12 protein-coding genes are annotated in these 12,579 nt (G+C 41.1%); 4 read left to right on the top strand and 8 right to left on the bottom strand.

The genetic code is table 11. From position 1 onward, the window contains the following. Positions 1-4: 4 nt before the first annotated feature. From BFP97_RS04170 to BFP97_RS04160, 3 genes are all read right to left on the bottom strand, one after another. Positions 5-1,567 (bottom strand): sugar porter family MFS transporter, encoded by a 1,563-nt coding sequence (locus tag BFP97_RS04170; RefSeq protein WP_069841205.1) that lies wholly within the window; start codon positions 1,565-1,567, stop codon positions 5-7. Positions 1,568-1,597: 30 nt separating this feature from the next. Beyond that, entirely contained in the window at positions 1,598-2,464 is an 867-nt protein-coding gene (locus BFP97_RS04165) for a glycoside hydrolase family 16 protein (RefSeq protein WP_083262419.1), read from the bottom strand. A gap of 76 nt (positions 2,465-2,540) precedes the next feature. After that, positions 2,541-3,437: a hypothetical protein gene (locus BFP97_RS04160; protein WP_139135176.1), complete on the bottom strand. Its 897-nt coding sequence runs from the start codon at positions 3,435-3,437 to the stop codon at positions 2,541-2,543. A gap of 229 nt (positions 3,438-3,666) precedes the next feature. Here BFP97_RS04160 and BFP97_RS04155 point away from each other — a divergent pair, with 229 nt between their 5' ends. Continuing rightward, positions 3,667-6,537 carry a triple tyrosine motif-containing protein gene (locus tag BFP97_RS04155; RefSeq protein WP_069841203.1) on the top strand — a complete coding sequence of 957 codons (2,871 nt, stop codon included), beginning with the start codon at positions 3,667-3,669 and terminating at the stop codon, positions 6,535-6,537. Here the strand turns inward: BFP97_RS04155 and BFP97_RS04150 are convergent, their stop codons facing one another. The 5 genes from BFP97_RS04150 to BFP97_RS04130 form a co-directional block, all read right to left on the bottom strand. Further along, positions 6,538-7,545 (bottom strand): LacI family DNA-binding transcriptional regulator, encoded by a 1,008-nt coding sequence (locus tag BFP97_RS04150; RefSeq protein WP_069841202.1) that lies wholly within the window; start codon positions 7,543-7,545, stop codon positions 6,538-6,540. A gap of 2 nt (positions 7,546-7,547) precedes the next feature. After that, positions 7,548-7,985: a (4Fe-4S)-binding protein gene (locus BFP97_RS04145; protein ID WP_083262418.1), complete on the bottom strand. Its 438-nt coding sequence runs from the start codon at positions 7,983-7,985 to the stop codon at positions 7,548-7,550. Between the two features lie 95 nt (positions 7,986-8,080). Continuing rightward, entirely contained in the window at positions 8,081-8,641 is a 561-nt protein-coding gene (locus tag BFP97_RS04140; protein ID WP_069841201.1) for a hypothetical protein, read from the bottom strand. 35 nt (positions 8,642-8,676) lie between these two features. Then, a complete protein-coding gene (locus tag BFP97_RS04135) occupies positions 8,677-9,267 on the bottom strand; it encodes a YceI family protein (protein WP_069841200.1) in 591 nt (196 codons plus the stop codon). Between the two features lie 82 nt (positions 9,268-9,349). Continuing rightward, the gene (locus tag BFP97_RS04130; RefSeq protein WP_069841199.1) at positions 9,350-10,135 is read right to left on the bottom strand and encodes a LytR/AlgR family response regulator transcription factor; all 786 of its coding nucleotides are present in this window, start codon (positions 10,133-10,135) and stop codon (positions 9,350-9,352) included. A gap of 162 nt (positions 10,136-10,297) precedes the next feature. Between BFP97_RS04130 and BFP97_RS04125 the strand changes: the two genes are divergently transcribed. The 3 genes from BFP97_RS04125 to BFP97_RS04115 all read left to right on the top strand — a co-directional run bounded on the left by BFP97_RS04125 (position 10,298) and on the right by BFP97_RS04115 (position 12,578). Next, positions 10,298-11,536, top strand: a complete 1,239-nt coding sequence (locus BFP97_RS04125; protein ID WP_069841198.1) for a DEAD/DEAH box helicase — start codon at positions 10,298-10,300, stop codon at positions 11,534-11,536. A 117-nt stretch (positions 11,537-11,653) separates the two neighbouring features. Then, a complete protein-coding gene (locus tag BFP97_RS04120; protein ID WP_069841197.1) occupies positions 11,654-12,019 on the top strand; it encodes a VOC family protein in 366 nt (121 codons plus the stop codon). 232 nt (positions 12,020-12,251) lie between these two features. Next, complete coding sequence (locus BFP97_RS04115) at positions 12,252-12,578, top strand: PadR family transcriptional regulator (protein WP_069841196.1); 327 nt, start codon at positions 12,252-12,254, stop codon at positions 12,576-12,578. Position 12,579: the final 1 nt, after the last annotated feature.

Here is a 12,579-nt window from a genome sequence, read left to right as displayed (position 1 = left end):
TGAATTACTTTTTAACCAAGATACTTTCCAATTCTTCCAAACTCTTACCTTTCGTCTCAGGTACTTTGAGTAGAATAAATACTAAGCCAAAAACAGCAAAAACCCCATAAATCAAGAAGGTCATAGAACTTCCTAAAGTGGATAACTCCCAAGGAAAAACAGACTGAACACCAGCGCTGACCATTGAGTTGACAAAGCCAACAAATGAGATGGCAATGGCCTTAATCGATAGTGGGAATAGCTCGGAAAAGAGCACCCACATCACTGGGCCCAATGAAATCGCAAACGAAGCGATAAAACCTAAAATACCCACTAGTATCAATGTAGGATTCATTTCGATCGCTGCTGTGATCAATTCTGATTCGTAAATCTTCGCATCCTCAGGACCCAAAGCTTCTCTCAAGGCTTTTTTATAGACCACATCGTTTTCAAATGAATTACCAACTAAACCGTCTAATTTGGTCAACTCAATCTCTGCTGATAAACCAGACAAATTTTCTTCTTTTAGTTCATAGGTAGCCTGATTAAAGCCATAGGCAATGATGAACATAAAAATTGCAATACCGGCAACACCGAACGAGAGGAGCTTTTTTCTCCCCAGTTTATCAATGTATATCATGGCGATAATTGTGAATACCAGATTGACGAGTCCAACGATAATCGCTTGTTGAAAAGCTGCGTCAGTTCCTCCTCCAGTCTGTTCAAAAATCATAGGTGCATAGAAGAAAACAGAGTTAATACCCGTGATCTGTTGAAGGATACCTATTACCAAACCAATAGTAAGCACAAGCCCCATAGCCGGCTTGAACAAAGCACTTAACGGAGCCTTTGGCTTTCCTTCATCGGCAGCCAAAGTAGCCTTAACACCCTCAGCATCTGCTACAGCCTCTTCCTCACTTCTAAACATCTTCATCACGCTCAGTGCCTCTTCGTCATGACCTTTCATTAACAGCCATCTTGGGCTCCTTGGTACTGCATATAGTCCAAAGAAGTATAAAACAGCAGGAAGTGCTTCCAGTCCGAGCATCCAACGCCAGTTGTGCTCTCCAATGCCTAGGCTTTCTACCCAAGTAGCATCTGAATCTCCTAGAGACAAAATCAGGTAATTAGTAAAGAAGGCAAGCGAAATACCGATTACAATATTCAGTTGATTAAAGGAAACCATGGTTCCTCGAATCTTAGGAGGCGCAATCTCTGCGATATACATTGGGGCAAGAATCAAAGATGCTCCAACTCCAATACCTCCCAACATTCTAAAGATCAAAAACAGAATGAAATTGGGAGCCATGGCAGAACCTACTGCCGAAACCGTAAAGATTATAGCACAGGCTTTCAGTACTACCCTTCTGCCAAAGCGATCGCTTATGGTGCCAGAAAAGAGCATTGCAACAGCCGCAATGAATGTCAAAGAGCCAACAGAGAGCCCAAGCTGGGCATCTGTCATATCAAATTCTATTTGTACAAACTTGTTAACACCGGAAATTACGGAAGCATCGAAGCCCATTAATAACCCACCAAGCGCAACGATTGCCGCGACTTTATAGGTAAATCGTGATTGACTTTTCATAGGAAGAGGTTAAGTAAGAAGATTCGGATCTTACTGGAAGACCCGAACGTAATCTACAATTAAATATTGGGGAAATGTAGTAGTGCTATTTGGAGCACCTGGCCAATTTCCACCAACTGCTACGTTAAAAATGAAGAAGAAACTATTTCTAAATTCACTGAGTTGCGCTGGAGTTGTATCAATCGCATGATATTCTTGATTATCCATATACCAAGTGATGCGAGATGAAGTCCAAACGATTGAAAAGACATGAAATTCATCATGAAAAGTTCCTGATGGTAATGTTACATCGCCACCGAAGTTAGCATGCTGTCCATCATGTTGCCAGTGTACTGTACCATGAACCGTATTCTCACGACCACTACCACCAACCATTTCCATAATATCAATCTCACCAGAAGCAGGCCAGCCCACGGAATTAAAGTTTGATCCCAACATCCACAGTGCAGGCCAAATGCCTTGACCTTCAGGAAGAGCCGCTCTGATATCAATACGGCCGTATTGGAAGTCTTCTTTTCCTCGCGTGATCATCCTGGTGGAAGTATAATCATATCCCTGAAAGCTTTCCTGTTTGGCTTCAATGATCAAATGGCCATCTTGTGTATAGGCATTTTCAGAACGATAGTATTGAAGTTCATTATTTCCCCATCCATTGGTTCCATTCCCAATTTCAAAGGTCCAATCAGATTGATCTATTGTACTTGCTGAGAAATCATCTTCCCAGACCAAAGTCATATTCGGATAGGAAGTCGGAGAAGTAAAACCAGTAGCAGGAATATCTACACCTGAATCGGTGCCATCGTCATTATCATCTGGAGTATCACTATCGCTTCCTCCATCGCAGGACATAATTCCTAGAATTAAGCCCAGACAGCCTATTCTTAGTAGCTCTTTCATAGTCTCAGTATAAAAAAAGCACCCACCCTACACTATGAATGACTTCATAGGAGAGCAGGCGCCTTAAAAGAGCATCTTATTGTCTTATAAGTCTGAATGTCCAGTGAACACCAGCTGTAGTCTCAATTCTGAGTTCCATTCTTAAATCAGAACCAGTCTCAGTTACTGATTGTACTTGATACGTAATTGCAGATTGGAAATCTGTGGCACCGATGTGGTTACCCAATTCCCCAGCATTCGTCACTTTTGGTAAGCCTAGGTAGGCAGCAGTACCATTTACTGTTAGAGTGGCACCGTTGAAAGAGTAAGTGAATGAACCACCGTTTATTGGTGCAACAGGAGCGCCACAAGCATCTCCACCACCTTGCCATCCTTCGATCCAGGTATCAGCACCTACGGCTATAGTGAAAGAACCGTCACTTCCGAAGGTATAAGTATCGTCATAGAAGCATGCTCTTGTACCAACATCACCTGCCGAAATAGACCACCATTCTCCGCTTCCAGGGTTAGGACCAACAGCCAAAGATCCTGCAACCGGCTCCATTACCCATGTACCAGTAATATCCGGAATAGCACTGGCTACCGTAAAGTCAGCAGAAGCAGTTCCAGTATTACCATTAGTATCCGTTGCAGAGACAGTAATAGTATGGTCGCCAGCAGTTAAACCAGTCGCTGTGATTGTCCCATCCCAGTTATCACCTGTAGGAGTCAATGTACCATTCGCTACTTGAGCGCCACCAGATGTGATATTCCAGGTTCCGCTCGCTAACGTACTTGTAGTACTTCCTTCTGCACCATCATTAAAGGTTACATTTAAGGTAAAAGTACCTCCTTCAACTAAACCATCCATTGTTCCAATTGTAATAGTTGGTTCAACATCGACTATATCAAAGTCTGCGTTTCCATTGTCGCAAGATGCGACTGCCACTACTAGAGCGAGTGACAATAAACTTGAGAGAAATTTATTTTTCATAGTGTTAATTTTTGCTTCAATGTCCAATCATCTTTACATAGAAGCAAAAAAAACACCTTCACAAGAACACATCAGTATGGAGAAATTATATACATCAATAACTCATCAATGGTAGCAAATTGTTTGGTTTGAGACGAATAATCCCCATTTTTATAAAATCAAAAATCATACAAGCAAAATCTTCAATTTCACAAGCATCAATTCATCTTCAATCGTAGGCCAGCTTTATATGAAGTTTTGGAAAGCAATATTTTTGGCCAGTCTTACAGCCTTTTGTACACCCGTTCTGTCTCAAGACAGTCGCATTCAGGGGCTGCCTCTGATTCAAAATTACAGCCCCGAAGAATATAATGCTGGCATTCAAAATTGGTCTATTCTTCAACAGTCGAATGGGCTTCTATATGTAGCCAATAACATGGGCCTTTTGGAGTTTGATGGTCATAACTGGCAAAGTTATTCCGTACCCAACAGAACGAAAATAAGGAGTCTGTTCATAGACCAAAGTGATAACATCTATACCGGTTCTCAAGGAGACTTTGGTTACTTCTCTACAAATGAAATGGGAACATTGACCTACACTTCCTTAGCTGACTCATTGCCTGGTGGCTTCCGAGATTTCGATGAAACTTGGAAAATCTATGGCCAAGACAACTTGGTTTACTTCTGTACCTTCTCAGAAATCTTTGTATATGATGGTTTCAAATTTGATGTAGTTACCTCAGACTTTCCGTTGGAGATCTCTTTTTTTCATAATAACCAATTATATACTCAAGAATGGGGAAAAGGCCTTTCCAGGTTAGAAAACAATCAACTCAACCTGGTTACTAATGGAGAGTTCTTCAGCGACAAGCGCATTTCCAACATCTTTAACTATGACAATGAGAACTGGCTCATTAGCACCTTTGATCATGGCTTATTCATGTACAACAACGGAATCATCAAGCCCATGCCTGTTGACCCTTCTTTAGATTTAAAAAGGTTGATTGTTAATTACTCCACTCGGCTCAGCAATGGACAAATTGCCTTAGGCACCCAGAATGGAGGTCTGGTCATTATCAATAAAGAAGGTCAACTCATTCTCCAGATTGATCAGTCCACTGGGTTAAGAGATAGAACTGTCAACTACATCTACGAGGATCTACAAAGCAACCTCTGGTTAACCCTGAATAATGGTATTGCCAGAGTGGATCTTAACTCCCCCTTTACCCTTGTCAATGAACGTATGGGGCTCAGCGGTTCTGGGTATACTGCTTTGAATACGCCAGAGGGAATTTATCTGGGCACCAATAATGGACTCTATCTTTTCAATAATGGTCAAATGCGTTTCATAGAAGGCACTGCCGGACAAGTCTATTCTATTCAGCGTATATCAAACCGGCTATTTATTGGACATCACAATGGGCCGATGGAAATTAAAAGCGGAAAGTCTATACAGCTCTTCGGGGAAAAAGGCGCTTGGGTTTTCAAAAGGCACCCCAAATTATCGGATGTCATTTTCGAAGGAACATATCTTGGTCTAAACAGATTCAGACTTAGCGAAAACTCAAATCCCAGATTCCTGAAATTACCAGGCTTTAGCGAATCATCACGAGTAATGGAGTTCGATGATGAGTATTTGTGGGTAACTCAAGGTTATAAAGGTGCCTATCGTCTAAAAATTTCTGAAGATCTCAACGAAATCGAGGAGGTAAAGCTCTATAACAGTAACAATGGTTTCCCGTCCGATCTATTGATCAATGTTTACAAAATCAACAATCGACTCATCTTCACATCTGAAAGTGGTTTCTTTCAATACAATAAAGAACGAGATCATTTCGAACCCATTGAAAACTTCAACCAACTCTTGGGAATGCAATCCTCTATTGTTGATATGGAAACGGATGAAATTGGCAACATCTATTTCATAGAAAGCAACAAGTTAGGAGTACTTGAACCCAAGGGTGACTTTGATTATGACCTGTTTACCAACTCCTTTAATAAAGTGCGAAAATTGTTGAATGACGACTTGGGAAATATTACCGTAATCGACAATGAAAACGTACTCATTGGTGCTAGAGAAGGGTTTATCCACTACGCCCGAACTAAGGACGTACCCAAGCGCAACGCATTCAATATTATGTTTAGAAATGTATCCAACTCCGGTAGGTTTGATACAACCTTAGTAAATGGCCATTTGGTAGAGCAATCTGATATTCACAGGTTTAAGTTTTCTCAAAACTCCTTTTCGTTTGGATTTGCTGCACCCCATTTTGAGAGTGGAAACCAAATTAGTTATCAATTTAAGCTGGATCAATACGATGACGAATGGTCTAATTGGACGCCTTCTAATTTTAAGGAATACACAAACCTAAGAGAGGGAGATTATACCTTCTCTGTAAGAGCAAAAAATATATTTGATCAGGAAACGGAGACGATTCATTATGAATTTAAAATTGCCCCTCCTATTTACCGAACGACATTCGCCTATGCTTTCTATGGGCTTGGGAGCCTCATGCTACTTTTTACAGGATTCAAAACCTTAGATGCGCGTCATAAAAAGAAGGCGCTGTACCTAGAAAAAAAGAAGAACAAGGAAATTGATGAGAAACAATCTCAAATTGACCAGATCACATTGAAGTCCGAGGAAGAGATTATCAAACTGAAGAATGAAAAGCTGACAACAGAGGTTGGCTTAAAAAGTCAGGCACTTACTTCTTCTGCCATGAACTTGATTCAGAAGAATCAGCTACTCAATCAAATCAAGAATACCTTAAAAAACCTGAACAAGGAGCTTGATGACAAACAGCACATAACACAACTCAATAGAATCGTCAAATCAATAGACCGAGATTTAGCGTCTGGAGAAGAATGGGGACAGTTTCAGGACAACTTCGACCAAGTGCATGGACAATTTATAACTCGGTTGAAAGAAGCCTACCCTGGATTGACCCCTCAGGAACTTAAGTTTAGTGCATACATAAGAATGAACTTGAATACCAAAGAGATCGCAAACCTTTTGAACATTTCCGTTAGGGGTGTCGAAATAGGGCGCTATAGGGTCAGAAAAAAGTTAAACTTAGAGCGCAAGGATAACCTGAGCGATTTTATCCTTCGTTTCTAATTATCGAGACGAGTCTCTAATAATCACCCTAGAATCAAACTTTCTATTCTTCAAGTGAGGTGGAATATGCTTATTATGAATAACCTTAAACAATAGGTCGGCTGCAGCCTCTCCCATTTCTATCGGCTCATGAGTGACACTTGTTAGATGTGGTTCTACAATCTCACACAGATTACTATTCCCAAAACCCACCACTGACACATCCCTAGGCACATTCAATCCCATGCTCTTTAGCTTAAGAATTGCCTCTACAGCCAACTCATCACTGAAAGTAAATAAAGCGTCAGGCCCTTTCTTTGGGTCAGCAAACATCTTCTCAATTATCTCTCCATGGTCCTTATCAGGATCAGTGAAAACCACATAGTCTTCATTGATCTCATAATCGTATGTCTTTAAGGCCTCCATATAACCCTCATAACGACTCTTACTGATTCCCAAAAGACCTGGTCCACCTAAGTGAGCAATTCTCTTCCTGCCCCTCTTGATCAAATGCTCTACAGCTTGAAAACCTCCCGTAAAGTCATTTGCCTCAACGGTTGGCATATCAAAACCTGGCGCAATTCTATCGAAGAAAACGAATGGCGTATCATATGCTTCAAGCATTTCAAGATGGTCATACTCATTCGTTTTACTTGAAAGCGACAAGATTACCCCTTCAACCTTACAAGAAAGTAAAGAACGGATTTGATCTATCTCATTATGATAATCTTCATTTGATTGACAAATGATGGTGAAGTAACCATTGTCACTCACCACCTTCTGGATGCCATCAATGGCTGAGGCAAAAAAGGAGCTCGTGATGTGAGGTACAAGAATACCGATTGAATTTGATTTCTTGGTTCGTAGACCCGCAGCGATGAAATTCGTTTGATATTTCATCTCTTTCGCTTTCTCCGAAACTACTTTCTTTGTTTCCTCGCTGATATTCGGATGATCATTCAAGGCTCTAGACACCGTTGAAGGAGAAATCCGAAGGGCATTTGCAATATCTTTAATGGTAACAGCCATAGTTAATCTTCTTTTGGTTGGGCGTGCGTGCCATCACAGTACGGAAAATTCTTCGATCTCTTACATCGACAAAACGATACCGTTTCATGAAAAACTTCGGTGCTCTTTCTTTCATGCACCGTAGCACCCCCTTTGACTATAATCGGACCGCCTGGAATCAAGGTAACTTGTTGGTCGCTTCTATCCTCTTCCTTAAATCTCACACCTTTAATCGAAAGCGCTTTTGAGGGACAATCCCTCACCAGTGCTACGATGTCCTCAGAAGAAGCGGCTGTCATATTAATCCATGGCCGCTGTTTCAGGTTGAAGACCTTTGGGAGACCTCTCAGACAAATACCCGAATGAATACATTGCTGGGGCTTCCATATGACGGTAAGCTCTCCATTAGTGTACTCTTTTACCACAGGTTCTTCCACTTTATAATCTATTGAAAGACTCAAATTAGTGTAAAATGATCACTTAAGGAAACCCAAAAATCAGATAATTGTTTGTACACAGATTGTATACATATTAATAAATTAACATTTATTATTATTTACATATATTCATGCAAACGTTGCAACTCAGATGAAACAAAGGTTTGCCATCTCTGTTGTTCACTTATAAGTGTTCCATGATTGGTTTCTTCATCGTATTCAAAAGATTTTTCCTTGAATTTGGACAGCAAATATTTTATTGCCTTTCGATATTCCGACAAATCATCCACTCCTTTTTTCCCCATGGCAGCTATCTGCTTGCGCAACATTCTTCCATACACCTCGGCAATATCAAAGTGCAGTTTCTCATGTGCAAAAAGTGTGCTATCGGAAGTATCCGTTACCCAGGAATCTTCTTTTTTAAAGAGCACATAGACTTCGAAACTAGGTTGACCCTTGCTCATCCCTCCTCTTACAGAGTGTATTACAGCCGTAAGGGCCGTAGCATCCATGTATTCAGTATCTAATTGTTTGTAATCTGACCATGAAATGGGTCTTTCCTCACTCCAAACAATGTATTTAGTCGTGTCTACATTAAGATATTTTCCTGATTGGGCTGAAACCCAATTGGCTACTATTAACAGCTGGAGGACCCAACTCACTCTTAAAACCTGGCGCATATGCAAATGAATGCGCTGGTTATCACTAATTCAAATTAATTGCCCTGATCTTTGGCCTTTCTTGTCCAAAAGTCCACCTCGACACCAATTTCATCACCAATGAAGTTTTTAATGGAGGTATGTTTAAAGCCCACGCCAACACCAAAGTCTTTTCGGTTAAGCTTCCAGCTTAGCCCTATGGCAACTTGCGTTTTCCCCAGCTGCGTAGCCTTAAATGGAATATTCACCGTTTTGGTTACGCCATGCATGGTGAGATTACCTTGAAGTTCATATGCATCGTCAACCTGCTTTATACTTGTTCCTTCAAATACTATTTCAGGATACTTTTCAACTTCAAAAAAGTCGGCAGACCGCAAATGGTTATCCCTGTCTTCAATACCCGTATCTATACTCTTAGCCTGAATAACAAACCTGACTTTGGATTTGGTGAAGTCAACATCGTCATAATCCATGTACAGCTGGAAATCCATGAATTTCCCTCTCACCTTGGTGATTCCTCCTGCTATAGGCACCACAAAACCCACAGTGGAATGATTAGGTTCTACATTCAGTTTTACAATGGCCTTGTCTGCTCCAAATAACAGAGACAATACAACACCCAGGGATAGTAGTTTCAGAATTTTCATGATTTGATCTTTTGCTCAAGATTACGCCTTCAGACCATGCCAGTTGGTGAAATGTGGTGAAATGCAATTTTTCGGGGCGAACCTAAACGCGGATCGAATCCTCTATCGATTTTTTGAAAGTGCGACTAAGCTTAAGGGTGGAATTATCCTCTAGCAAAACTCTATATTGACCATTGTCTTGGTGGATCGCTACGACTTCTCTGATCGCAACTATCGTTGACCTATGAATTCGTTTAAAATGACCTGAATCTAACTTGGCTTCGATTTCCCTCAGGGGCATTCGCACCAGATGAAACTTATCCTTTTTGGTTCGGACTTTTATGTAGTTGTCATAAGCTTCGATCCATCTGATTTCCTCAACCGGGACAAAGCTTACCAGTCCTGCTTCCTTAACTTTTATCTGAGTCCAATATTCAGGCTTTGACGCCTCTGAGCCCTTCTTCTCAAAGACCAAAAATCTCCATGCTAAAACAAATAGAAAATACGCTATAAGCTCGAAATGAAGCCATTTTGATATTAAGAAACGGTATGAATTCCAGAAAGGATCTTCAGTCCATTGATAGATTTGCAGCCAATTAACAAAGTGCATCACAAACAAATGAAGCATACTCACCAAGAGCCCTGAAAGAACCAGTAGCAGCATCCTTTGGACACGGTTTTCTAGATTGGAGAAAGCAGATTTGGCACTATAAAAGACCAGTGGCAAAAGGAGCAGGTAGGTATAAAAAGTCCCAAAAGAGTTGACTAGGTTAGCAGTGTATGGAAATGGATAACTGCTATTATAAAAGATATAATACTGCAGGAATTGAATTCCGGCAATCAAAGTAAACGAATGAAAAACCCATAACAAGAGTCGTTTTTGACTCATAGGTCTTTCCCATATCAGAAGCTTTTTAAAGGAAGTCACAAAGAAAGATAATCAAGAAATTGGTTCTTAAATCATGACAATTTGGGCCTTGAATAAGTCAGGTGGCCAAAACAATGGCAGAATTTGATCAAATGGCAGTAATATCCGGTATCTTTGCGGCCCATGAAGTTCGAAGAATATCGTATAGCCGATGGCATTAAAACCAGCATTAGCAAACTAGGTTACAAGAAGCCTACAGATATTCAGTACAAATCCATACCCGCAGTACTCAAAGGTGAAGATGTTCTGGCCATTGCTCAGACTGGTACAGGAAAGACTGCCGCCTTTGCCATCCCAATTCTTCATGTCCTTCAAGAAAGAAAGTCAGCCAAACTCAGGCCCGATGGAGTAAAGTGTCTGGTGATGGCCCCTACTCATGAGCTTGCCTTACAAATTGAAGATGTATTCAAAACTTTAGGAAAACATACACGGGTCAATACACTTTGTATCCATGGAGGTGTAGATCAGGCGCCCCAAATTAAACAACTCCAAAAGGGAGTCGATGTGCTCGTAGCTACTCCAGGTCGCATGTTTGATCTTGTCAGTCAAGGTGCTTTAAAATTGTCGCGCATCGAAATTCTGGTACTAGATGAAGCTGACCACATGCTGGACCTTGGCTTTATCAAAGACATCAGGGATTTAATGCGTCACTTGCCGAAGAGAAGGCAAACCCTTTTCTTTTCGGCAACGATCAATCCTGAAATCAAGAAGCTTGCTTACTCTCTTGTTACAAATGCGATTCGGATTCAAATCTCACCAAAAAACCCGGTGGCAAAAAACATTGAACATGCCGTGGCTTTCGTTGAAATGGACCACAAGCGCTTCTTTCTGGAAAACATGATCAATAATGATCCGGAAAAGAAGATGCTGGTCTTCGTGAGAACAAAGGTTCGCGCTGAACGAGTGAAGAAAGCACTGGAAAGAGTGAAGCTAGTTGCTGACACTATCCACAGTGATAAACTTCAAAGCGAAAGAGAACAAACTATGAGGCGCTTTCGAAAAGGCGAACTCAAAGTGCTTATCGCTACAGATGTAAGTGCTAGGGGCATTGATGTGCCGAATGTCGAGTATGTGATCAATTATGACCTTCCCGAATCATCTGAAAACTATGTTCACCGCGTGGGTAGAACTGGTCGCGGCCGTGAAAAAGGACAGGCAGTGTCCTTTTGCAGTACGGAGGAAAAGGATCAGCTAACCGAAATTGAAGAGGCACTAGGTAAGCGCATTCAAAGGATAGAAATTTCAAAAGGTGAGTACCAGCTTATCCTGGACACCACAGAAGACACTTCTGATAATTGGAAACAATTGATGCGTGAAGCTGAGTCATCTAAAGACAACAGAAGGAAAAAGAAAAAAAAGTAGGCTATCGATAGCCTGTAGTCCCAACTACCCCATCCGCTTAGCTTTTGACAATTTGTGCCGCTTGAGTGTGCATCTCTGATCAAAATATGTGAAATTGAGTCAATCAACTCAAAAAATATGGACAATCCAGTACAATGGTTTGAGATTGCCACAAAAGATCTCGAACGGGCCAAAGATTTTTATGCTACACTTTTTAAGCTAGACTTTCAGTTCATCGAAATGCCCGACAGTAAGATGTATATGTTTGGTGCACCAGGTGCTCCTGGTTCTTCAGGTTCGCTGGTACAGGCCGATGAAAGCACACCGAGTTCAGAAGGTACCGTGGTTTATTTTACTTGTGAAGATGTTGCCAACCAATTGGCACAGGTGGAAGCCGCAGGCGGTAAAATCATGGTACCGAAAACCGATATTGGAGAATTTGGCTTCTTTGCTCATGTAATAGATACCGAAGGCAACAGAATCGGTCTACACTCAAACGTGTAAGACTGTTCCTCTTTCATTGAAAAGGAGTTGCTTTATCGTCTGCAACTCCTTTTTTATTTCATATCACTGCTTAATAAGTCACAACTCCCCCATTCTCGAGTGTCTAATATTTTTTTCACACTCATGCATCCTTTGCTTTATGAAGGAGTCACTTAATCAGATTTTTTATTAAAACTGCAATTACGAATAATATATTTCTATATATTTACTGCAATTACGAATAATATAAGAAATGAAAAAGACGAAACTCGGTGAATTTGAAGAACTCGTACTAATGACGGTAGTGGTTCTGCAAGCGGACGCCTATGGAGTAGAAATCAAGCGGGAGCTTGAAGATCGACTCAAGGAGACACTCAGTGTGGGTTCAATTCAATCGGCACTTAAGCGCATGGAAGAAAAAGGCTTTCTCACCTCCGAATTTGGAGAGGCAAGCCAAAAGCGAGGTGGAAAAAGAAAGCGCATTTACCAAGCGACACCTCATGCACATAGGGTATTGCAGGAAATGAAAGACGTTCGCTCACAACTTTGGGCGTCTATGCCCTCAATTGCCAGAAGCTAAC

It is taken from the genome of Roseivirga sp. 4D4 (assembly GCF_001747095.1).
In the GTDB taxonomy this organism is placed as follows: domain Bacteria; phylum Bacteroidota; class Bacteroidia; order Cytophagales; family Cyclobacteriaceae; genus Roseivirga.
This window is presented reverse-complemented; position numbering and strand designations above follow the sequence as displayed.

What these genes read in the sequence shown, in the direction of transcription:
- BFP97_RS04165 (WP_083262419.1), bottom strand. Translation starts at nt 2,464, where the DNA reads ATGAAAGAGCTACTAAGAATAGGCTGTCTGGGCTTAATTCTAGGAATT.
- BFP97_RS04130 (WP_069841199.1), bottom strand. Translation starts at nt 10,135, where the DNA reads ATGAGTCAAAAACGACTCTTGTTATGGGTTTTTCATTCGTTTACTTTG.
- BFP97_RS04170 (WP_069841205.1), bottom strand. Translation starts at nt 1,567, where the DNA reads ATGAAAAGTCAATCACGATTTACCTATAAAGTCGCGGCAATCGTTGCG.
- BFP97_RS04120 (WP_069841197.1), top strand. Translation starts at nt 11,654, where the DNA reads ATGGACAATCCAGTACAATGGTTTGAGATTGCCACAAAAGATCTCGAA.
- BFP97_RS04135 (WP_069841200.1), bottom strand. Translation starts at nt 9,267, where the DNA reads ATGAAAATTCTGAAACTACTATCCCTGGGTGTTGTATTGTCTCTGTTA.
- BFP97_RS04125 (WP_069841198.1), top strand. Translation starts at nt 10,298, where the DNA reads ATGAAGTTCGAAGAATATCGTATAGCCGATGGCATTAAAACCAGCATT.
- BFP97_RS04140 (WP_069841201.1), bottom strand. Translation starts at nt 8,641, where the DNA reads ATGCGCCAGGTTTTAAGAGTGAGTTGGGTCCTCCAGCTGTTAATAGTA.
- BFP97_RS04155 (WP_069841203.1), top strand. Translation starts at nt 3,667, where the DNA reads ATGAAGTTTTGGAAAGCAATATTTTTGGCCAGTCTTACAGCCTTTTGT.
- BFP97_RS04160 (WP_139135176.1), bottom strand. Translation starts at nt 3,437, where the DNA reads ATGAAAAATAAATTTCTCTCAAGTTTATTGTCACTCGCTCTAGTAGTG.
- BFP97_RS04115 (WP_069841196.1), top strand. Translation starts at nt 12,252, where the DNA reads ATGAAAAAGACGAAACTCGGTGAATTTGAAGAACTCGTACTAATGACG.
- BFP97_RS04150 (WP_069841202.1), bottom strand. Translation starts at nt 7,545, where the DNA reads ATGGCTGTTACCATTAAAGATATTGCAAATGCCCTTCGGATTTCTCCT.